Consider the following 21,959-nt stretch of genomic DNA (forward strand, 5'->3'; position numbering starts at 1 on the left):
TTCTTGAAAACACGACGCACAGGATGTGCTAGTGCGGACGTTGTCACAGGACGTGACGTTGTTAGTCCGCGTTCATTTTTATGGTTAAGTCCTCGATCGATTAGTATCTGTCAGCTTCACGTGTCACCACGCTTCCACACCAGACCTATCAACCTCATCATCTCTGAGGGATCTTACTCGCTTGACGCGATGGGAAATCTCATCTTGAGGGGGGCTTCATGCTTAGATGCTTTCAGCACTTATCCCGTCCACACGTAGCTACCCAGCGATGCTCCTGGCGGAACAACTGGTACACCAGCGGTGTGTCCATCCCGGTCCTCTCGTACTAAGGACAGCTCCTCTCAAATTTCCTGCGCCCGCGACGGATAGGGACCGAACTGTCTCACGACGTTCTGAACCCAGCTCGCGTACCGCTTTAATGGGCGAACAGCCCAACCCTTGGGACCTACTTCAGCCCCAGGATGCGATGAGCCGACATCGAGGTGCCAAACCTCCCCGTCGATGTGGACTCTTGGGGGAGATAAGCCTGTTATCCCCAGGGTAGCTTTTATCCGTTGAGCGATGGCCCTTCCATGCGGAACCACCGGATCACTAAGCCCGACTTTCGTCCCTGCTCGACTTGTAGGTCTCGCAGTCAAGCTCCCTTGTGCCTTTACACTCTGCGAATGATTTCCAACCATTCTGAGGGAACCTTTGGGCGCCTCCGTTACACTTTAGGAGGCGACCGCCCCAGTCAAACTGCCCACCTGACACTGTCTCCGAACCGGATCACGGTCCTGGGTTAGAATTTCAATACCGTCAGGGTAGTATCCCACCGACGCCTCCACCGAACCTAGCGGTCCGGCTTCTAAGGCTCCTACCTATCCTGTACAAACGATACCAAAATCCAATATCAGGCTACAGTAAAGCTCCATGGGGTCTTTCCGTCCTGTCGCGGGTAACCTGCATCTTCACAGGTACTATAATTTCACCGGGTCTCTCGTTGAGACAGTATCCAAGTCGTTGCACCTTTCGTGCGGGTCGGAACTTACCCGACAAGGAATTTCGCTACCTTAGGACCGTTATAGTTACGGCCGCCGTTTACTGGGGCTTCGATTCAGAGCTTCTCCCGTAAGGGATAACCCCTCCTCTTAACCTTCCAGCACCGGGCAGGTGTCAGCCCCTATACTTCGCCTTACGGCTTCGCAGAGACCTGTGTTTTTGCTAAACAGTCGCTTGGATCTTTTCACTGCGGCTCTCTCGGGCATACACCCTATCAGAGCACCCCTTCTCCCGAAGTTACGGGGTCATTTTGCCGAGTTCCTTAACGAGAGTTCTCCCGAGCATCTTAGGATTCTCTCCTCGCCTACCTGTGTCGGTTTACGGTACGGGCACCTCTTTCCTCGCTAGAGGCTTTTCTTGGCAGTGTAGGATCAGGGACTTCGGTACTTTAGTTCCCTCGCCATCACAGCTCTGCCGTATGGTGGACGGATTTGCCTATCCACCGGCCTTGACTGCTTGGACGCGCATATCCATCAGCGCGCTCTCCCTACCTTCCTGCGTCCCCCCGTTGCTCAAACGGAAAGGAGGTGGTACAGGAATATCAACCTGTTGTCCATCGCCTACGCCTTTCGGCCTCGGCTTAGGTCCCGACTAACCCTGAGCGGACGAGCCTTCCTCAGGAAACCTTGGGCTTTCGATGGAGAAGATTCTCACTTCTCTTTTCGCTACTCATACCGGCATTCTCACTTCAAAGCGCTCCACGAGTCCTTCCGGTCTCGCTTCTCAGCCCTTCGAACGCTCCCCTACCACTGTACCAAAGGTACAATCCATAGCTTCGGTGATACGTTTAGCCCCGGTACATTTTCGGCGCAGAGTCACTCGACCAGTGAGCTATTACGCACTCTTTAAATGGTGGCTGCTTCTAAGCCAACATCCTGGTTGTCTGGGCAACTCCACATCCTTTTCCACTTAACGTATACTTGGGGACCTTAGCTGATGGTCTGGGCTGTTTCCCTCTCGACTACGGATCTTATCACTCGCAGTCTGACTCCCGTGGACAAGTTCCTGGCATTCGGAGTTTGACTGAATTCGGTAATCCTGTGGGGACCCCTAGTCCAATCAGTGCTCTACCTCCAGAACTCTCACCACGAGGCTAGCCCTAAAGCTATTTCGGGGAGAACCAGCTATCTCCGAGTTCGATTGGCATTTCACCCCTACCCACACCTCATCCCCGCACTTTTCAACGTGCGTGGGTTCGGGCCTCCATTCAGTGTTACCTGAACTTCACCCTGGACATGGGTAGATCACTCGGTTTCGGGTCTACGACAACGTACTCCTTCGCCCTATTCAGACTCGCTTTCGCTGCGGCTCCGTCTTCTCAACTTAACCTTGCACGTTATCGTAACTCGCCGGTTCATTCTACAAAAGGCACGCCGTCACCCGTTAATGGGCTCCGACTACTTGTAGGCACACGGTTTCAGGATCTCTTTCACTCCCCTTCCGGGGTGCTTTTCACCTTTCCCTCACGGTACTGGTTCACTATCGGTCACTAGGGAGTATTTAGCCTTGGGAGATGGTCCTCCCAGATTCCGACGGGGTTTCACGTGTCCCGCCGTACTCAGGATCCACTCTGGAGGGAACGACGTTTTGGCTACAGGGCTGTTACCTCTTCTAGCGGGCCTTTCCAGACCGCTTCGCCTACGCCGTTCCTTTCTTACTCCGTATAGAGTGTCCTACAACCCCAAGAGGCAAGCCTCTTGGTTTGGGCTGATTCCGTTTCGCTCGCCGCTACTCAGGAAATCGCGATTGCTTTCTCTTCCTCTGGGTACTAAGATGTTTCAGTTCCCCAGGTCTGCCTTCTCATACCCTATGTATTCAGGTATGGATACTGTCCCATTACGGACAGTGGGTTCCCCCATTCGGAAATCTCCGGATCAAAGCTTACTTACAGCTCCCCGAAGCATATCGGTGTTCGTCCCGTCCTTCGTCGGCTCCTAGTGCCAAGGCATCCACCGTGCGCCCTTCATAACTTAACCACGTTATGAATGAACTTACACTTTACTTACTTTGTCATTAAATGACGTTTCGATGTCTTGTTTTCAAGAATTTTCGTTATCTAGTTTTCAAGGAACAGACTTGCCCATGGATGGGCTGACTTCGACGTTGTCACAGGACGTGACGTAGTTAGTCGAAGAATCCTTTGAAAGAACATAAGCTCTTTCAAAACTAAACAAAAGCCAAAGCGTGTTGCCCCGAAGGGCTTATGTCCTAAAAGGACTCCTTAGAAAGGAGGTGATCCAGCCGCACCTTCCGATACGGCTACCTTGTTACGACTTCACCCCAATCATCTGTCCCACCTTCGGCGGCTGGTTCCAAAAGGTTACCTCACCGACTTCGGGTGTTACAAACTCTCGTGGTGTGACGGGCGGTGTGTACAAGGCCCGGGAACGTATTCACCGCGGCATGCTGATCCGCGATTACTAGCAATTCCGGCTTCATGCAGGCGAGTTGCAGCCTGCAATCCGAACTGAGAATGGCTTTATGGGATTCGCTCAACCTCGCGGTTTTGCTGCCCTTTGTACCATCCATTGTAGCACGTGTGTAGCCCAGGTCATAAGGGGCATGATGATTTGACGTCATCCCCACCTTCCTCCGGTTTGTCACCGGCAGTCACCTTAGAGTGCCCAACTGAATGCTGGCAACTAAGATCAAGGGTTGCGCTCGTTGCGGGACTTAACCCAACATCTCACGACACGAGCTGACGACAACCATGCACCACCTGTCACTTCGTCCCCCGAAGGGGAACCTTCTATCTCTAGAAGTAGCGAAGGATGTCAAGACCTGGTAAGGTTCTTCGCGTTGCTTCGAATTAAACCACATGCTCCACTGCTTGTGCGGGCCCCCGTCAATTCCTTTGAGTTTCAGCCTTGCGGCCGTACTCCCCAGGCGGAGTGCTTAATGTGTTAACGTCAGCACTGAGGGTGGAACCCCCCAACACCTAGCACTCATCGTTTACGGCGTGGACTACCAGGGTATCTAATCCTGTTTGCTCCCCACGCTTTCGCGCCTCAGCGTCAGTTACTGGCCAGAGAGCCGCCTTCGCCACTGGTGTTCCTCCATATATCTACGCATTTCACCGCTACACATGGAATTCCACTCTCCTCTCCAGTACTCAAGTCCCCCAGTTTCCAATGGCCCTCCACGGTTGAGCCGTGGGCTTTCACATCAGACTTAAGAGACCGCCTGCGCGCGCTTTACGCCCAATAATTCCGGACAACGCTTGCCACCTACGTATTACCGCGGCTGCTGGCACGTAGTTAGCCGTGGCTTTCTGGTTAGGTACCGTCAAGGTACCGCCCTATTCGAACGGTACTTGTTCTTCCCTAACAACAGAGCTTTACGACCCGAAGGCCTTCATCGCTCACGCGGCGTTGCTCGGTCAGGCTTTCGCCCATTGCCGAAGATTCCCTACTGCTGCCTCCCGTAGGAGTCTGGGCCGTGTCTCAGTCCCAGTGTGGCCGATCACCCTCTCAGGTCGGCTACGCATCGTCGCCTTGGTGAGCCCTTACCTCACCAACTAGCTAATGCGCCGCGGGCCCATCTGTAAGTGATAGCTAGAAGCCATCTTTCAACTTTCCACCATGTGGTGGTCAGTATTATCCGGTATTAGCCCCGGTTTCCCGGAGTTATCCCAGTCTTACAGGCAGGTTGCCCACGTGTTACTCACCCGTCCGCCGCTGATCTCAGGGGAGCAAGCTCCCCATTGATCCGCTCGACTTGCATGTATTAGGCACGCCGCCAGCGTTCGTCCTGAGCCAGGATCAAACTCTCCAATAAAGTGTTTGATTGCTCATTAAATGTAAATCGAAATTGATTCAGGGTTCTTTTTAAAAAGACCCGTTTCACGCTTGGCTTTTGTTCAGTTTTCAAAGAACTTTGTCGTTTTGAAGCGACCTAATCAATATAACACCGCTAAAACTATATGTCAATAACTTTTTTCTTGTCGTTTTGACTCGTTTTTGCGGCAACAGAAAATATAATATCAAGCCACCAACGTTATGTCAATGACTTTTTTCACTTATGATTAGAAATACGATTTCTCATATACTTCACACAATCAGCAGGATTTGAAAAACGCTGAAAGATTTTAAAGACGAGCTGATATCTCTCCTCCATGGCACGCCTAATAATCCCTTCATTTCTGTGATCCTCGATATCATGTAGCAGTTCTTCAAGTTCCTTTTTCAAAAGGTATTCCATTTCTTTTACTTCTTTTTCATTCAAGACAAATCCAAGCATGGAATCAAATCCTTTAAGTGGTTTTCTTAACATTATTCCTACTTTTTCCATTTTCTATTCTGCGATACGATCCGTAAGGTCCAGACAAGTTATGGTCTATCTTGTCCCTTTTCAACATATACATGGAATTAGAGAAGTTATGCGACGGAGGAGGTAAGATCGTGAACTTTTTTTGGGTGATAAACGGTAAAAGGATGAAGCAATATCTTATCATTATCATTGCTTCATTTTTTGCAGCGCTAATTGCTTTTGTCGAAGCACAGGATCTTGAAGTGTTCAAAACGAAGGAAGGCGAACCACGAGCCATCTATAAGGGTGAGAAGAAAGGTAAGAAGATTGCACTAACTTTTGATGTGAGTTGGGGCGAAAAACGCATCCATGAAATCCTTGATCTTTTGGCAGAAGAAAAAATCAAGGATACGACTTTCTTTTTATCAGGCGAGTGGGCGGAAAGACATCCTGACATTGTGGAGAAGATCGTGAAGAACGGTCATGAAATCGGTAGTCTCGGGTATCGATATAGGAGCTACACCGAACTTGAAGATAGCGAAATCCGAAGAGATATTACAAGAGCTCAACAAGTTATAAAAGATGTTTCCGGTCAATCCACCGATCTCTTGCGACCACCAAATGGTGAATTCAACAAGAACGTTCTAGACGTTGCCGAAAAGATGAACCATACGATTGTTCAGTGGAGCATCAATCCGAATGATTGGAAAAACCCGGGTGCAGATCGTATCACGGAATCTGTTTTATCCAAGGCAAAAGGTGGAGATATCGTCCTCCTGCATGCATCTGATTCAGTGAAACAAACGCGTGATGCACTCGAACAGATCATCCAGCAATTGAAGAAAGATGGATACACGTTCACATCCGTCGGTGAGATGATCGCCAATACAGAAACGAAAAGAAATGAAATCAAATAAAAAAGTTGAGCATCGCGCTCAACTTTTTTTGCTGATCAATCGGTGTAGAATGAGAACTTGCCATGTGTTACATGCTAACAAAGGTACGATCGATAGCCATAACCAAAGCGCATCTCCTTGCTTCAACACTGGAATCCATTCAATTGTCGTAACGGCTACCATGAAGAATAATGTAGGGATAAAGGCGCCTTTGTTCGTATCCTTCATTTTCAAATACGCGACGACCGCTCCAAAAGCAACCAAGGCAATCGGTACAATGATGAAGTTCCATAATGGTAAGCCACTATCCTTAAATGCGATATAACGCAGATAAAATAGATCGAAAACGACGAAAGCTAGTACTAAAATTTGAACCCAGTTCCAAAGCTGGACTGACTTAAAGATCCCAAGCCCGAACCGGTGAATCGTCAAATAAGCGAAATAACCCATTTGGCTGATGATACTGAAAATGAAACCGAATCCCATCAACCAGGCAAGCATGACGAAGAAGCTCGCTCCACTTTCGATATCTTGCCAACGAAGAAGCAGTCCGACAATAACGGAACTGACTCCTCCTATCAATAATGTTGTAAAAAACAAATAAACCCATTTCTTTATGTTCACGTTAGAAGATCCCCTTTAATTTTGCTCGTCTCGATTGTACCAATCCACCTTGAAAAAAGCTAGTTTCCTTTATTTAGTCCGCATATTTGTCACAACTTTCTCGAACGCTAAAGGTAAGATTGATACTGAAAGGGGCACTCTAGATGAAAAACTGGATGTTCGTCCTTATAATAACGTTTGGCTTCATATATTTGCAGGGCTGTACTCCAGCTGCAGCGGAAGAGAAGGGTTCTTACGAGGAAACGAAGAAAATGCTTGTGGACCTTTTAAAAACGGATGATGGCAAAAAAGCGATCAAAGAAGTGTTAACCGATGAAAAAATAAAACAAGAAGTCGTCATGGATCAACCTTTTGTGAAGAAGACGATTGAAGAAACCCTGACATCCAAGAAAGGTCAGGACTTCTGGAAAGAGATGTTGAAGGATCCGAAAGCCGCAGAAGCTCTCGCAAAGAGTATGGAAAAGCAAAATGAAGAAATGCTGAAGAAATTAATGGACGATCCGGACTACCGCAAAAAGATGATTGAATTGATGAAGGACCCGGAACTCGAGAAGGATGTCATGGATATGCTCACCTCTCAAAAGTTCAGGGAACAGCAAAAGAAAGTCATGATGGAAACGTTTGAAAGTCCTTTGATGAAAGCACAGATTTCCGAAATGGTCAAAAAGACGGTACAAGAAGAAATCAAGAGCGGGGAATCGATGAAGAAAGATGAAAAGTCAGGTAAGTCCGGTGAAGACGGCGGAGGTTCACAGGAAAGCCAGGGCTAAGCATACAAAAAGAGGGCGACACCAGGTCACCCTCTTTTTCTTATTGTTCCACTTTTTCAATGACTTTCTTTGCAATGTCTCCATAGATCTTACCGATTTGCGAATCCTCCAGATATACGGAAGGGGCGAAATCATCTTCACGCATTTCAGGTTGACCTAATGGAATTCGACCAAGCACTTCGGTTTGCAGCTCTTCTGTCAGCTTATCCGCTCCGCCTTGCCCGAACACATACTCTTTTTCGCCAGTCTTCTTACTTTCGAAATAAGCCATGTTTTCGACGACTCCAAGAATATCGTGATCAGTTTTCAGCGCCATCGCTCCAGCACGTGCAGCTACAAAAGCTGCCGTCGGATGAGGAGTCGTTACGATGATCTCTTTACTTTGCGGTAACATCTTATGGACATCGAGCGCCACATCTCCTGTTCCCGGTGGCAGGTCGAGAATCATATAGTCGAGATCGCCCCACTCAATATCGTTGAAGAAATTGGTCAACATCTTACCGAGCATCGGTCCACGCCAGATGACCGGAGCATTCTCCTCTACGAAGAAGGCCATCGAGATCACCTTTACACCGAAACGTTCCACAGGGAAGATCTGTTCACCAGCCACTTTCGGGCGTTCCGCAATTCCCATCATATCAGGGACGCTGAATCCGTAGATGTCCGCATCAATTAGTCCGACTTTCTTCCCTTCACGAGCAAGACTTGTCGCCAGGTTGACGGATACCGTCGACTTTCCGACTCCACCCTTACCACTAGCAACAGAAATGAAAGTCGTTTCTTTCTTCGTACTTGTATTACTATTCCCTACTGGATTCTGCTTAGGTGAATCTTGTCGTTGTTCGAATCGCAAGCCAACAGATTCCACACCAGCACTCTTCAGTGCATTAACGATTTCGTGTTGAAGCTGCATTTGTTCAGGTGTATTCATCTGAGCAATTGCGATTTTCAGACTGACGTAATTTTCTTTCAGTCGGATTTCCTTCACACTATCAGCATCGACAATGCTTTTATGTAAAAAAGGTTCTTGTATCGGTTTAAGTATTTCTAATACTTGTTCTTCTGACATCATAAAAACGTGCACCATCCTTTTTAATCGCTTTCATTCAGTATAACACACTGGATTCCCGTATTTGAACGGTACTGCCTCATTGAAATGGAGTTACAGGTGTTCGTCAAAAAAGAAAACCCGTCCTTAATCTTTCGGAGCAGGTTCGTTCGTATAATATCTCATGATTCCTTGGTAGATCGATGCAGCTAGCTTCGTTTGATATAGCTGGGTTTTCAACAATTCTCGTTCGTTCGGATTTGATAGGAATCCAACCTCGACAAGAGCCCCTGGAACTTCCGCTTTACGAACCATGTAGATGTTACTGATCGGTTTTGCTTTACGAGTTGTGTTTTCAAGGTTGGAACGAATCTGATCTTGGATGAACTTCGCTAAATTTTCATTTTCATCCATTGCCGGGTTGTAAAACACTTGCGCACCGTACCACCTTGAGGATGGGATGGCATTCAAGTGGATGCTCACATACATATCCGCATCCGACGTATTGACGATTTCCGTCCTCTTTAGCAAGTCTTCCGTTTTACGATGCCGAATTCTTTGTGTCCCTTCACTGGCAAGGTCTTTATCTGTTTCACGTGTCATGATGACGAGTGCACCCGCTTGTTGTAAGTAATCCCTCAACTTGAGTGAAATATTCAAGGCGACATCCTTTTCTTGAACATTTCCATCTCCGACTGCTCCTCCATCAACACCTCCATGGCCCGCATCTAATACGATGATTTTACCTGTTAACGGAAGATTCCATGTGGACCAAGAATTGTTGGATAAGATTTGCTGATTGATGACATATAATAAGAGCGCAGCACAAAATCCAATTAAGCCCCATAACAGCCACTTTTTCCGCTTCACCATATTCCCTCCTGCATCCCGATACTTGTATATATGTATGGGACAAGTGGAGGAAATATACCATTGTCAATTAATGAAGCCGCATACGGTAACGACGTTGTCCATTCTCAAATCCTTCACGCCACCATCGCTGTACAAATGCGTCACAGCACATATGCAGGGATTCCAGCGTTTGGTCGGGTGTATAGCTCCAGAACTGCCAGTATTCGAACAGCGTGTCCGCCAAGCGCTTTTCTGTCTCTGCACTTCGTTCCTTGATGCTATCCAGCGATTCTCCGTGGTAACCGAACTTGCTGTATTCAGCTCCGAGGAGATACGCCTCGATCGCGATATCGATACATGTATCTTGAATTTCATCTTGAAACAAAAGGCTATATTGAAAAAACGGAAAGAATAACCGTTGGAATTCAGTCTTGATTCCATTCAAAGAAAGTTCACGTAATACTTTTCGTTCGAATGTCACGCGCTTTTTGTATTGTCTATCTCTAAAAGTGGTGATTACATTCATGGTTTCGCCTCCTTTACCATAGTGTTTGACCATGGTATCGAAACATACCATGGCAACTTTGGTAAAAGGAAGTATGTATAGGTGAATCCATGGGAGTAAAGCTAAAGAAAAGAAACAGTGCCAGGTACCATTCATGAACCCTTGTTGGACAAGGGTTCTGAATCAGTACCTGGCACCGATAGGAAACGCTTCAATGGCAAGGCTTCTGAAAACGTACCTGGTACGCGTTCATTGCTTTACACCTAAGATCGCTTTGAGATATTCGATAAACACTTCGGATTGTTCGCGTAATTTCACATCTTCAGAAGGCAGCATCGCGTAATCCACAGCTAGACCATCTGTATATGAAATGATCGTCCGAGCGATGGTTTCACTTTCGAAAGAAGTAGTAAATTCACCACAATCCTTCCCTTCGTCGATAATATCTGCAAAGAGCTTCACTCCGTTATAATAGCGCATTTTGCCGTACTCTCTTCTCCTGGTATCTTTTCGTCCTGTTATAAAAAACTCCAAGCTCGTCGCAGAAATGGGATGCATCTTATTATTAGGTGTTCGGTCTTCGCCAAACAAGCAAGTCAGTAGTAACTCCCAGTGAGATAAACCTTTTTCGGCAAGAAGTTTTTTTGCCTTCTCTACCGAATCACCCAACATTTCTTCAAGAAGTGATTCAAACACATCTTCTTTATTTGTGAAGTACTGATACAGACCGCCACGGCTCACATTGGCTGCATCCATGATATGTTTCATCGTTGTCTGTTCGTAACCATGCTCAATAAAAACGTCCTTAGCTGCTTCCAAGATATTAGCTCGACGTTGCTCCTTGTGTTCCTTGCTGACTTTCGGAGACATTGATCTTCCCCCGCTCTATCGTACTTTTGAATATGAAACCTAAAACAGAAATGATCATCAAAAGTGAACTTGTAATGATGAACGTCGGTATGACACCGATGACCGTCGAAAGCCACCCTCCCAGCAGCGGTCCGACAATCGTTGCTGTTGTCGTCACACTATTGATGACTCCAAACACTCTTCCCGTCATATGGACTGGAGTGTCCGTTTGCACGGCTGCCTGGAATGGTATGAATACCAACCCAGCCGTCAATCCTGCAAATACTCCCAAGATCGGTCCCCATATGATGGATAAGCTCAAGTCCACACCAGTCAATAATGCCATCATACCAAAACTAAAACCGATCCCACAAACACCAGCCAACATTAAAATCAGCGCATTATACTCTGTTTTTTTAGATAAAATGAACCCTGTTATGAACATGCCGACCCCTGCTGAGGAGACAATCAATCCGAATAGATCAGGCGAGGCTACCGACAATTCTCTGATCAATACGATGATCTGTGAATCCGACAGCTGTAAGATAAGCAGACTGATTCCCAGAATCGTCATACCCGTCAATAAATAACGGTTCCCTTTCATAAACGTCAGGCCTTCTAGTAGTTCATCTTTAAACGACGGACCTTTTGCATCGTTCAGCTCCTGTTTACCTTCAAGATCATGCAAGGTCTTTGGTAGGGCGATGATAAGAATGGCGGAAATCAAGAACGTCGCTGAATCGATATAGAAGACCGGTTGTGTTCCAAACGCCGTAACCAATAAACCACTCAGTAAAGGACCTAACACTTTCGTTCCTGAGTCAATCATGGATGTGATGGACATTGCACTCTTCATATGTGAATCCGGGACTAGTTCTTTCAACTTCCCATTCTTCGCTGGTATAAAAACAGCTGATAAAAAACCGATGGCAAACAAAAATACGTAAACCATCCAGATTGATGTTGCAAAAGCCAATCCCAAAATCAAAACGGCTCTCACTAAGTCGGATATGATCATCAGTGATTTCCGGCTGAATCGATCCGCAATCGTACCCGCGAATGGACCTAAAAGCGCCATCGGTACAGCTAGGCAAAGAATGATCAATGATACTTCCATCGGAGAAGCGTTCCACTTCAACCCAACCAATGTAATAATTGCGACAATGCTTAACCAATCACCGATACTTGAAACCAATTGAGCACACATCAAAGTAATGAAGCCTCTGTTCTTTCTTAAACCACCATCCATTATACAACCCTCCAAATAAAAACGACACTAATGTCTTTTTGTTTATTATATCGACACTAGTGTCGTTTTGCAACCCTAGTTTTCAAAAATGTACCAGGTACTGTTTTGGAACCCTTGTGCTACAAGGTGTTTCAAACGGTACCTGGCACCAATTCAAACCGCTTGTGCCGCAAGGCTGAAATTGTCGTACCTGGTACACAGATGTCTTTAACAATGCTCTTTTTAATTTCTTAAGGATTGTTGCTTTTGAACCATTCTTGTAAAAAACAGCTTGTGCCATTTGATTGGAGAGCAAGGTGCGAGACTCCAGCGGGATCAGCGGGACAGGTGAGACCATTCAATTTTTAAAAGGATCTTCGACTAAGACCCACCACGTCCTGTGGTGAACGTCGAAGCCAGCACATCCTGTGCAAGTGAGTGGGCTCACCGAACGCCCCGCGGAAAGCGAGTACCTGAAACGGAAATCAAATACTTTCAAGAGCAGCAAAGTTTACGATAACACCCTTAAACAAACAAAAAAGACCCCCAACCATAATGGTTGAGAGTCTTGTATGCGATAAATGAAATTAACGCTTTGAGAATTGTGGTGCACGACGAGCGCCTTTAAGTCCGTACTTCTTACGCTCTTTCATACGTGCGTCACGAGTTAGGAATCCAGCACGCTTAAGTGTTGTACGGAACTCAGGATCTACTTCTAGAAGTGCACGAGCAACACCGTGACGGATTGCACCAGCTTGACCAGTGTATCCACCGCCATCAACGTTAACAAGTACATCGTACTTTCCTTCTGTTTCCGTTTCTACTAACGGCTGTTTTGAAATAACTTTCAATGTTTCAAGTCCGAAAAATTCGTCAAGTTCGCGACCGTTTACCATGAAACGTCCATCACCAGGTACAAGGCGTACACGAGCAACAGAATGCTTACGACGGCCGGTTCCGTAATATTGTACTTGAGCCAAGTTAAACCCTCCTTATAATTTATCCGCGTAGTTCGTAGTTTTCAGGATTTTGTGCTTGATGTGGATGTTCGTTACCAGCATACACATGAAGCTTCTTGCCCATCTTACGACCAAGGCTGTTCTTAGGAAGCATTCCTTTAATCGCGATTTCGAGCATTTGTTCAGGACGCGTGTCACGCATTTCCTGAGCTGTTCTTGAGCGAAGTCCGCCTGGGTGTCCTGTGTGACGGTGATACATCTTGTCAGACATTTTCTTCCCAGTCAATTCAATTTTGCTAGCGTTCAATAGAATTACATGATCACCAGTATCAACATGTGGTGTGTAAGTTGGCTTGTGCTTACCACGAAGGATAGAAGCAACTTCACTTGAAAGACGACCTAGAGTTTTACCAGCAGCGTCTACCACATACCATTTACGTTCTACTTCTTTAGGCTTTGCCATATAGGTACGCAATTTATTTCCCTCCTGTTTCGTTCACTTACAAATCAATCTATTTGATTACGATTCGTGATTTTCAAAATTCGACGATTTCCTTCATCCGGGGCTAGTGGATTTCAGAAATACCAAAGAATATCTTATAATAAATAGACAACGATGTCAAGTGTGTCTCTATCATTTTGTCTGATTTTATTCATCATTCACATAACGTACTTTCCATAGATACAATCCATGACCCGGTGCGGTTTTCCCAGCTACGTCACGGTCCTTCGCTGCGAGCATTTCAGGGACATCCTCAGGGCTCTTTTTACATGATCCAATCTCCAGCAAGGTCCCGACGATAATCCGCACCATATTGTACAGAAACCCGTTCCCCTCTATCGATACGACGAGCTCGTCGTCTGTCTCTTTAATTTCCAACCGGTGGACAATCCGTACTTTATCAACGACCTCCGTTTTTGCAGAACAAAAGGACGTAAAGTCATGCTCTCCTAATAAAAACAAAGCTGCTTCACGCATCCGCTCCACATCGATCTCATACGGAAAATGGTACGTATGATGGCGTTTGAACACATCTCCATCTTCTGACCTCAGGATCCGATACCGGTATTCCTTTGCCACCACATCAAAACGTGCGTGGAATTCCGGTTCTACCTCTTTCATAGATACAAGTCGAATATCATCAGGCAGTAACGTATTCAATGCTCTCTTCCATGCATCCGGTGCAATCGTTAACGGCGTATCAAAATGGAACACCTGACCGACGGCATGCACGCCTGTATCCGTCCGTCCTGAAGCAGTCGTTTTGACCGCTTCCCCTTTATGCATCTGTTGAAGGACTTTATCCAACGTCCCCTGTACCGTCCGCTGGTCCGGTTGGACTTGATAACCGGAGAATGCTGTTCCATCATAACTGAGTATGCCGCTCATCCGTTTCAATGTGCTCACCTTCTAAGACCTTAATATGAATAAAAGAACAATCAATAAGCCGACACCGACAAGACCCAACGTATCAAGCCCTTGCCATTGTAAAAGCCGAAGCTTCGTTCTGCCCTCTCCGCCTCGGTAACCTCTCGCTTCCATCGCGAGCGCCAAATCTTCAGCACGTTTGAACGCACTGACGAACAAAGGAACGAGAAGCGGGACAAAGGCTTTGACCCTCTCTTTGATCGGTCCACTAGAAAACTCTGCGCCTCGAGCCGTCTGGGCTTTCATGATCTTCTCCGTTTCCTGCAGTAGCGTCGGGATGAAGCGCAGTGAGATCGACATCATCAAGGCGAACTCATGAACAGGGAACTTCACTTTTTTCAATGGTGCCAGGACACTTTCAATCCCATCTGTAATATCGATCGGCGTCGTCGTCAACGTCAATAACGAAGTAAGAATGATCAAGAATAATAGCCTTAAAGCAATGAAAACACCTTGTACGACGCCGCCTTCATGGATGGTCGTCCATCCCAGATCATATAAGACTGGTCCCTCTTTCGTCATGAACAAATGCAGGATCATCGTAAAAAGAATGATCCACAAAATCGGCTTTAAGCCTTTGATCATATAAGAAATCGGTACACGAGATAATAATGCTGTCCCAATCGTGAAAACACCAAGCACACCATAACTGATCCAATTGTTCGCAAGAAAGACGATGATGACGTAGAAAAAGACTGCTATGAGCTTAGCTCGTGGATCCATCCGGTGAATAGGAGATTTTCCTGGGATGTATTGCCCAATGATGATATTATCCATCATGTTGATGACCTCACTTTCAACAGTTGGTCAACTAGCTCAACTGCATCCTCCATGGTATAACCTGCCTCGAGTGTCGTGCCGAAGCGCTCCTGTACCGCTTTGATGAATCGGGTCGACTCCGGAATATCAAGACCGACATCGCTCAGCTTGTCTTCCTGACGAAAGATTTGATCTGGAGTCCCTTCAAGATACAAGGTTCCATCTGCCATGACAAAGATTCGATCCGCATATCGGGCCGCATCTTCCATACTGTGCGTAACCAGAATGATTGTAATCTCCTTTTCTTTTTGCAAAGAAATGAACAGATCCATCATCTCTCGTTGTCCACTTGGATCAAGCCCTGCTGTCGGCTCATCTAGTATCAGCACCTCTGGGTTCATCGCAAGTACACCCGCAATCGCAACACGGCGCATTTGCCCTCCACTCAGTTCAAATGGAGATCGTTCAAGGTATTCTTCATCCAAACCGACAAGTCGCAGCGTTTCTTTCGCTCTTCTTTTCGCTTCCTTCTCACTTACTCCGAAGTTACGAGGACCGAAGCAGATATCCTTTTCGATCGTTTCCTCGAAAAGTTGATGTTCCGGGTATTGGAATACCATACCGACTCGTTTACGAACTTCCTTCAATCTCTTTGGTTTTTCATCCGCTTTAATGGTCGTATTTCCGATATGGACAGATCCAGAGGTGGGCTTCAACAACCCGTTCAGGTGCTGAATGAAGGTTGACTTACCAGACCCCGTATGTCCGATGATCGCATAAAAGCTCCCTGGTGGTACATCAATGGACACATCATGAATCGCTCGATGCTCTTTCGGTGTACCTTCGCTATACACATGTGCTAACTGCTTTGTCGATAGTTCCATAATGCATCCACCAATTCTGTTTGTGTTAAGGTTGCCGTCGGTAATTCAATACCCTTCTCTGCCAACAATTCACGGATCTTCAGCGAAAACGGCAGCTCGAGTCCAGCATCCAACAATACCTCTGTTTTTTGGAAAACCTCTCTCGGTGCTCCTTCAGCGACGATTTCACCTTGCTTCATCACGATGATGCGGTCCGACTGGATGGCTTCTTCTAGATCATGCGTAATTGCGATGACCGTAATTCCGTCTTCTTTGTTCAATTCTCGAATCGTGTCATGCACTTCTTTTCGACCTTTTGGATCAAGCATGCTCGTAGCTTCATCCAAAACGATGACCGATGGCTTCTGTGCCAAAACACCAGCTATGGCGACACGTTGCTTTTGCCCGCCAGACAACTGATGAGGCTCCTTCTGTTCAAAGCCGGTCATTTGAACTTTTGATAGTGCTTCTTCAATTCGATCAACCATCTCTTCTCGAGGAACACCGTTGTTTTCCAATCCAAAAGCCACGTCATCCATGACTGTCGTGCCGACAAACTGGTTGTCCGGATTTTGGAATACCATGCCGACCTGAGATCGGATCTCCCATAGGTTTTCTTCCTGGTCGGTTGTCTTTTCATTCACAGCTACAGATCCTTCTACAGGCGTTAATAACCCGTTCAGATGCTTCGCTAATGTACTCTTCCCGGACCCGTTATGGCCCACGATGGACAACCATTCCCCTTTTTGAATCGTCAAGTCGATGTCTTTCAAACGATACGGACCGTCTGCATCGTATCGAAAGGACACACCTTGAGCCTGAATCAAATCCTTCATTTTCTAAATCCTCCTCTGTGCCTGCCCCAGACACATCTCCACTCATCTCTAACAAAAACATTGATTTCTTCGAAATACACTCCCTTTCCGCGGACGAACCGCGAGCCTCCTCGCTCACCGAGGAGCTCCGTTGTTCCATGTTCGCTGTGGGGTCTCGCCTGGCTCGCTATTCCCGCAGGAGTGTCGTGAATTTCGTTAGAAATCAACAAGCTTGTTAAGCTTCAATTCCTAGTCGCATACGCTTTTCTTAAAGAAAATAAGGCATTCACCATTGCCTTCGCAAGGGAATGCCGACCGGAATGGAACTTTTGTCGCTTTCGAACCTTTTCGTTCAATGTTTTAAAGGTACGAAAAAAAGGGCATAGAAGCAGTATCATAAGTAGATTCTGTCCCGCCCTTTTCGTCGATGTTATTGCACATGAATTTGTTGTTGATTAAACAAGTTCAATAATAACCATTGGTGCACCATCGCCGCGGCGAGGACCAATCTTCTGAATACGAGTATAACCACCTTGGCGCTCTTCATAACGAGAAGCGATGTCAGTGAACAACTTCTGGATAGCACCTTCACCAGACTCTTCGTTCGCTACTTCATTACGTACGAATGCAGCAGCTTGACGACGAGCGTGAAGATCACCACGTTTGCCAAGTGTAATCATCTTTTCAACGACTGAACGAAGCTCTTTCGCTTTAGCTTCAGTAGTTTCGATGCGTTCGTTGATGATAAGGTCTGTTGCTAGATCACGGAGTAAAGCTTTTCGTGCTGCTGAAACACGACCTAACTTTTGATAAGCCATGAGAGGTCCCTCCTTCTTTTGTTATTCTTATATCTCTACGTTCTTATTCTTCGTTACGTAAACCAAGTCCAAGCTCTTCTAACTTCTCCTGGACTTCTTCTAATGACTTCTTACCGAGGTTACGAACTTTCATCATGTCTTCTTCAGACTTTTGAGTAAGCTCTTGAACCGTATTGATGCCTGCGCGCTTCAGACAGTTGTAAGAGCGAACCGAAAGATCGAGTTCCTCAATCGTCATTTCGAGTACTTTCTCTTTTTGGTCTTCTTCTTTTTCAACCATGATTTCAGCTTTTTGAGCTTGATCTGTCAATCCTACGAAAATGTTCAAGTGTTCCGTTACGATTTTAGCTCCAAGCGAAACAGCTTCTTCAGGTCGAATGCTACCGTCTGTCCAGACATCGAGGGTTAGTTTGTCATAGTTTGTGACTTGGCCGATACGGGTGTTTTCAACCTGATAGTTAACGCGGGAAACTGGTGTGAAGATGGAGTCAATCGGAATGACACCGATCGCTTGCTCTTCTGTTTTGTTTCCTTCCGCAGGTACATATCCTCGACCGCGTACTGCCGTAATCTTCATTTGAAGATGTGCATCTTTCGACAACGTAGCAATATGAAGGTCAGGGTTCAACACTTCGACATCACTATCGTGTGTAATATCTGCAGCTGTTACGACACCATCACCTTGAACGTCGATCTCAAGGGTCTTCTCTTCTTCAGAGTAAATCTTCAACGCAAGCTTTTTCAAGCTTAAGATGACTGTCGTTACATCTTCTACGACACCATCAATGGTCGAAAATTCATGCAACACTCCGTTGATTTGAACAGAGGTTACTGCCGCCCCTGGAAGGGAAGACAACAAAATACGACGTAAGGAGTTGCCTAACGTAATCCCGTATCCACGCTCTAGAGGTTCAACAACAAATTTCCCATAAGTTGCATCGTCACTGAGCTCTACCGTTTCAATTCTTGGCTTTTCGATTTCAATCATTCAACAAACCCTCCTTCAAAACGTCGAACCTCGGCTAGATCCCGTCGATCTAACCGATAGTCCCATAAATAGGTGTTTCTAATCAGTAACCTATTATTATGCAATGATCAAAATTGTTCATACATAACCATTATAGACAGGTTTCCAAATTGTAATACTTAAGGAAAGAAACCTCAAGTATTATACACGACGACGTTTTGGCGGACGGCATCCATTATGAGGAACTGGCGTTACGTCACGGATCGCTGTTACCTCAAGACCAACTGCTTGAAGTGCACGGATTGCCGCTTCACGTCCTGCACCAGGACCTTTAACAGTAACTTCGAGGGTTTTCATACCGTGTTCCTGTGCAGTTTTCCCAGCTGTTTCGGCTGCCATTTGCGCTGCAAACGGAGTGGATTTACGAGAGCCTTTGAATCCAAGGTTGCCGGATGAAGCCCAAGAAACTGCATTCCCGTGAGTGTCAGTGATTGTAACGATCGTGTTATTGAAAGTGGAACGGATGTGAGCTATTCCACTCTCAATATTCTTTTTCACTTTTTTCTTACGAGTGTTCGTTTTACGTTGTTTAGCCATTGTGTGTTAACCTCCCTTACTATTTCTTCTTATTCGCTACTGTACGACGTGGACCTTTACGTGTACGAGAGTTGTTTTTAGTCTTTTGTCCGCGAACTGGAAGACCACGACGGTGACGGATACCTCTGTAGCTTCCGATCTCGATTAGACGCTTGATGTTAAGGGAAACTTCACGACGAAGATCACCTTCAACTTTGAAGCGGTCAACGATATCACGGATTTTAGTCAATTCTTCTTCTGTCAGGTCGCGTACGCGAGTCTCTTCAGAAACACCAGCTTCTGCAAGGATTTCCTGAGCAGTAGATTTACCGATTCCATAGATATACGTTAGTGAAATCACAACTCGTTTGTCACGAGGGATATCGATTCCTGCAATACGTGCCATTGATTAGTGCACCTCCTGTTCTTAACCTTGTTTTTGTTTATGCTTCGGGTTTTCGCAAATTACCATTACGGTTCCTTTACGACGAATAACTTTACATTTTTCGCAGATTGGTTTGACTGATGGTCTTACCTTCATCCTAAATACCTCCTTATGCCACGGACTTGCACAAAATTGTGCTGACTTCGACGACAATAATCGAAAATCCTATTGAGCGAGGCACTTCAATTCGCTTAACCGTTTCACTCACTACAGTTTGGGCTAATTCATACACCTTCAAACAAGCGCTAGGCTATTTTAACATGGAATTGTCTTACTTGTAACGATACGTGATACGACCACGCGATAGATCGTACGGAGACAATTCTACAGTTACTTTATCGCCTGGCAGAATGCGAATATAATGCATACGAATCTTACCAGAAACGTGAGCTAAGATTTTGTGACCATTCTCAAGCTCCACACGGAACATAGCGTTCGGCAGGGGCTCGATAACGGTACCTTCAACCTCGATTACATCTTCTTTAGCCATCGATTTGTTCTCCCTTCTCAAGCGTATTTGCTTGATCATTCAAGAATTTCGACACGGCGAAACGCAATTTACCGTTTGTTACACGTCCTGTTTCATCGATGCTTCGCTTTACTTCGGGCGAAATATATTGAAACAGCTCAAGATGATTGATGTTCTTCTTTTTAGCTCGGTCATATTTCCGTTTATCACCGTCAGCAATGAGGACAAACTTCTCGTCCACGATACCCACTATTACATTGATTTGACCAGCGTCCCGCCCCCGCAAGATATGAACGAATTGTCCAATTTGCGGTACCGGTTCGGATTCACTCACCATTTATCACCTTCATTTTAGGCTTTCGTTAAGATTTCATAACCATCTTCAAGAATGGCAATGGTATGCTCGAAATGCGCACAATTCTTACCATCTTGCGTAACGACGGTCCAATTATCTGCTAGTGTTCGAACATATCGTGATCCTGCGTTTACCATCGGCTCGATGGCAAGAACCATACCTGGTTTAAGCCTCGGCCCTTTTCCCGGCGGTCCAAAGTGGGGGATTTGCGGATCCTCGTGCAAATTTTGTCCGACTCCGTGGCCGACGTATTCACGTACTACCGAAAAGCCCTCTGCTTCAACATACGATTGAATCGCATGGGAGATGTTCGTGAGTCTTTCTCCAGGTTTTGCCTCTGCAAGACCTTTATATAACGATTGTTCGGTTACCTCTAAAAGATGTTGGTTCTCATCGGAGATTTCTCCGACACCGTAAGTCCAAGCTGAGTCACCATGATATCCGTTATATTTCGCACCGATATCAATGGAAATGATGTCTCCATCTTTTAGCACTTTCTTTCCAGGAATGCCGTGAACGAGTTCTTCATTTACCGATGCACATATACTTCCTGTAAAACCATTATAGCCTTTAAAAGAAGGAATTGCATCGTGACTGCGAATGAATTCTTCTGCAATCTTGTCGAGCTCTTTCGTTGTCACTCCCGGCTTGATGTGCTTCTGGAGTTCTTTATGAGTCAGAGCAACAATCTTTCCAGCCTCACGCATGATATCAATCTCGCGCGGTGTCTTTGAAATGATCATTACTTCAACCCTCCAAGGAGTCGATCGATATCTACAAATACCTCATCGATATCCCGGTTTCCGTCGATGTTACGGAGATAGCCTTTCTGTTCATAAAACTTGAGCAGCGGCTTCGATTGTTCGATATTCACTTCAAGCCTTGTTTTGACTGTTTCTTCGTTATCATCTTCGCGCTGATAAAGTTCCCCACCGCACTTATCACAAACATCTTCTTGTGAAGGTGGATTGAATATCACATGATATGTCGCTCCACATTGTTTACAGATTCTGCGGCCAGACAATCGTTCCATCAACTGTTCTTTATCGACATCGATGTTCAGAACGTAGTCGATTGAACGCTCGCTTTTGGAAAGGATATTCTCAAGCGCTTCAGCCTGTGCGACTGTCCGAGGAAACCCATCAAGCAGGAAACCGTCCTTACAGTCACTTTTGTTCAATCGCTCGTCGACGATCCCAATCGTGACCTCGTCAGGTACAAGGTTACCAGCATCCATGTAGGACTTGGCTTTTATACCTAATTCGGTTCCTTCTTTAATCGCAGCTCGGAACATGTCACCTGTTGAGATATGGGGGATACCATATTTATCAACGATCTTGGCAGCCTGGGTTCCCTTTCCGGCACCTGGCAGACCCATGAGTACTAGATTCATCTAATCCCTCCATACGGTCACAAACGTACATTGTCAAGAGAAGGGGAATA

General features: G+C 46.0%; 24 protein-coding genes and 2 rRNA genes. 2 read left to right on the plus strand and 24 right to left on the minus strand.

What is annotated here, in order from left to right; all coding sequences use genetic code 11:
• Window positions 1-80: 80 nt before the first annotated feature.
• From ACXQIQ_RS12095 to ACXQIQ_RS12105, 3 genes are all read right to left on the minus strand, one after another.
• Window positions 81-3,017: ribosomal RNA gene (locus ACXQIQ_RS12095) — 23S ribosomal RNA — on the minus strand.
• Between the two features lie 249 nt (window positions 3,018-3,266).
• Window positions 3,267-4,818, minus strand: a 16S ribosomal RNA gene (locus ACXQIQ_RS12100).
• The 16S and 23S rRNA genes sit together here, the layout of an rRNA operon.
• A gap of 237 nt (window positions 4,819-5,055) precedes the next feature.
• Window positions 5,056-5,280, minus strand: coding sequence for a hypothetical protein (locus ACXQIQ_RS12105; RefSeq protein WP_226552480.1), 225 nt, complete (start codon window positions 5,278-5,280; stop codon window positions 5,056-5,058).
• Between the two features lie 161 nt (window positions 5,281-5,441).
• Between ACXQIQ_RS12105 and pdaB the strand changes: the two genes are divergently transcribed.
• Window positions 5,442-6,206, plus strand: a complete 765-nt coding sequence (gene pdaB, locus ACXQIQ_RS12110) for a polysaccharide deacetylase family sporulation protein PdaB (RefSeq protein ID WP_439302403.1) — start codon at window positions 5,442-5,444, stop codon at window positions 6,204-6,206.
• Between the two features lie 18 nt (window positions 6,207-6,224).
• On the opposite strand, the gene ACXQIQ_RS12115 is transcribed toward pdaB, so the two are convergent.
• A complete protein-coding gene (locus ACXQIQ_RS12115; RefSeq protein ID WP_439302402.1) occupies window positions 6,225-6,809 on the minus strand; it encodes a KinB-signaling pathway activation protein in 585 nt (194 codons plus the stop codon).
• A gap of 143 nt (window positions 6,810-6,952) precedes the next feature.
• On the opposite strand from ACXQIQ_RS12115, the gene gerD reads away from it, so the two are divergent.
• A complete protein-coding gene (gene gerD / locus ACXQIQ_RS12120; protein WP_439302401.1) occupies window positions 6,953-7,579 on the plus strand; it encodes a spore germination lipoprotein GerD in 627 nt (208 codons plus the stop codon).
• A gap of 40 nt (window positions 7,580-7,619) precedes the next feature.
• Here gerD and ACXQIQ_RS12125 read toward each other — a convergent pair whose 3' ends face one another.
• The 20 genes from ACXQIQ_RS12125 to ACXQIQ_RS12220 all read right to left on the minus strand — a co-directional run bounded on the left by ACXQIQ_RS12125 (window position 7,620) and on the right by ACXQIQ_RS12220 (window position 21,909).
• Window positions 7,620-8,651: an Mrp/NBP35 family ATP-binding protein gene (locus tag ACXQIQ_RS12125; protein WP_439302400.1), complete on the minus strand. Its 1,032-nt coding sequence runs from the start codon at window positions 8,649-8,651 to the stop codon at window positions 7,620-7,622.
• A gap of 123 nt (window positions 8,652-8,774) precedes the next feature.
• Window positions 8,775-9,500 (minus strand): N-acetylmuramoyl-L-alanine amidase CwlD, encoded by a 726-nt coding sequence (gene cwlD, locus ACXQIQ_RS12130; RefSeq protein ID WP_458025521.1) that lies wholly within the window; start codon window positions 9,498-9,500, stop codon window positions 8,775-8,777.
• Between the two features lie 67 nt (window positions 9,501-9,567).
• Entirely contained in the window at window positions 9,568-10,005 is a 438-nt protein-coding gene (locus tag ACXQIQ_RS12135) for a DUF2521 family protein (RefSeq protein WP_439302398.1), read from the minus strand.
• Window positions 10,006-10,233: 228 nt separating this feature from the next.
• Window positions 10,234-10,854, minus strand: coding sequence for a TetR family transcriptional regulator (locus ACXQIQ_RS12140; RefSeq protein ID WP_439302397.1), 621 nt, complete (start codon window positions 10,852-10,854; stop codon window positions 10,234-10,236).
• Complete coding sequence (locus ACXQIQ_RS12145; RefSeq protein ID WP_439302396.1) at window positions 10,808-12,082, minus strand: MFS transporter; 1,275 nt, start codon at window positions 12,080-12,082, stop codon at window positions 10,808-10,810. The genes ACXQIQ_RS12140 and ACXQIQ_RS12145 overlap by 47 nt, the downstream gene beginning before the upstream one ends.
• 566 nt (window positions 12,083-12,648) lie before the next feature.
• Window positions 12,649-13,041: a 30S ribosomal protein S9 gene (gene rpsI, locus ACXQIQ_RS12150; RefSeq protein ID WP_439302395.1), complete on the minus strand. Its 393-nt coding sequence runs from the start codon at window positions 13,039-13,041 to the stop codon at window positions 12,649-12,651.
• A gap of 19 nt (window positions 13,042-13,060) precedes the next feature.
• Entirely contained in the window at window positions 13,061-13,483 is a 423-nt protein-coding gene (gene rplM, locus ACXQIQ_RS12155) for a 50S ribosomal protein L13 (protein ID WP_226552479.1), read from the minus strand.
• 186 nt (window positions 13,484-13,669) lie between these two features.
• The gene (gene truA, locus ACXQIQ_RS12160) at window positions 13,670-14,410 is read right to left on the minus strand and encodes a tRNA pseudouridine(38-40) synthase TruA (RefSeq protein ID WP_439302404.1); all 741 of its coding nucleotides are present in this window, start codon (window positions 14,408-14,410) and stop codon (window positions 13,670-13,672) included.
• A 21-nt stretch (window positions 14,411-14,431) separates the two neighbouring features.
• On the minus strand, window positions 14,432-15,229 hold the full coding sequence (locus ACXQIQ_RS12165) for an energy-coupling factor transporter transmembrane component T family protein (RefSeq protein WP_439302394.1): 798 nt from the start codon (window positions 15,227-15,229) through the stop codon (window positions 14,432-14,434).
• Window positions 15,226-16,092 carry an energy-coupling factor ABC transporter ATP-binding protein gene (locus ACXQIQ_RS12170; RefSeq protein ID WP_439302393.1) on the minus strand — a complete coding sequence of 289 codons (867 nt, stop codon included), beginning with the start codon at window positions 16,090-16,092 and terminating at the stop codon, window positions 15,226-15,228. Before ACXQIQ_RS12170 ends, ACXQIQ_RS12165 begins: the two co-directional genes overlap by 4 nt.
• The gene (locus ACXQIQ_RS12175) at window positions 16,068-16,907 is read right to left on the minus strand and encodes an energy-coupling factor ABC transporter ATP-binding protein (RefSeq protein WP_439302392.1); all 840 of its coding nucleotides are present in this window, start codon (window positions 16,905-16,907) and stop codon (window positions 16,068-16,070) included. The genes ACXQIQ_RS12170 and ACXQIQ_RS12175 overlap by 25 nt, the downstream gene beginning before the upstream one ends.
• A gap of 434 nt (window positions 16,908-17,341) precedes the next feature.
• Entirely contained in the window at window positions 17,342-17,704 is a 363-nt protein-coding gene (gene rplQ, locus ACXQIQ_RS12180) for a 50S ribosomal protein L17 (protein ID WP_226552452.1), read from the minus strand.
• Between the two features lie 43 nt (window positions 17,705-17,747).
• Window positions 17,748-18,692 carry a DNA-directed RNA polymerase subunit alpha gene (locus ACXQIQ_RS12185; RefSeq protein WP_226552450.1) on the minus strand — a complete coding sequence of 315 codons (945 nt, stop codon included), beginning with the start codon at window positions 18,690-18,692 and terminating at the stop codon, window positions 17,748-17,750.
• Between the two features lie 180 nt (window positions 18,693-18,872).
• The gene (gene rpsK, locus ACXQIQ_RS12190; RefSeq protein ID WP_349409142.1) at window positions 18,873-19,268 is read right to left on the minus strand and encodes a 30S ribosomal protein S11; all 396 of its coding nucleotides are present in this window, start codon (window positions 19,266-19,268) and stop codon (window positions 18,873-18,875) included.
• Window positions 19,269-19,287: 19 nt separating this feature from the next.
• Window positions 19,288-19,653, minus strand: coding sequence for a 30S ribosomal protein S13 (rpsM, locus tag ACXQIQ_RS12195; protein WP_226552446.1), 366 nt, complete (start codon window positions 19,651-19,653; stop codon window positions 19,288-19,290).
• Window positions 19,654-19,674: 21 nt separating this feature from the next.
• Window positions 19,675-19,788: a 50S ribosomal protein L36 gene (gene rpmJ / locus ACXQIQ_RS12200; protein ID WP_003322638.1), complete on the minus strand. Its 114-nt coding sequence runs from the start codon at window positions 19,786-19,788 to the stop codon at window positions 19,675-19,677.
• Window positions 19,789-19,963: 175 nt separating this feature from the next.
• Window positions 19,964-20,182 carry a translation initiation factor IF-1 gene (gene infA, locus ACXQIQ_RS12205; protein ID WP_093073147.1) on the minus strand — a complete coding sequence of 73 codons (219 nt, stop codon included), beginning with the start codon at window positions 20,180-20,182 and terminating at the stop codon, window positions 19,964-19,966.
• On the minus strand, window positions 20,175-20,495 hold the full coding sequence (locus tag ACXQIQ_RS12210; RefSeq protein ID WP_226552443.1) for a KOW domain-containing RNA-binding protein: 321 nt from the start codon (window positions 20,493-20,495) through the stop codon (window positions 20,175-20,177). Before ACXQIQ_RS12210 ends, infA begins: the two co-directional genes overlap by 8 nt.
• Before the next feature lie 17 nt (window positions 20,496-20,512).
• Window positions 20,513-21,259 carry a type I methionyl aminopeptidase gene (map, locus tag ACXQIQ_RS12215; protein WP_439302391.1) on the minus strand — a complete coding sequence of 249 codons (747 nt, stop codon included), beginning with the start codon at window positions 21,257-21,259 and terminating at the stop codon, window positions 20,513-20,515.
• Window positions 21,259-21,909, minus strand: coding sequence for an adenylate kinase (locus ACXQIQ_RS12220; RefSeq protein WP_439302390.1), 651 nt, complete (start codon window positions 21,907-21,909; stop codon window positions 21,259-21,261). The genes map and ACXQIQ_RS12220 overlap by 1 nt, the downstream gene beginning before the upstream one ends.
• Between the last annotated feature and the right edge of the window lie 50 nt (window positions 21,910-21,959).

The organism is Pseudalkalibacillus sp. Hm43, assembly GCF_054170705.1.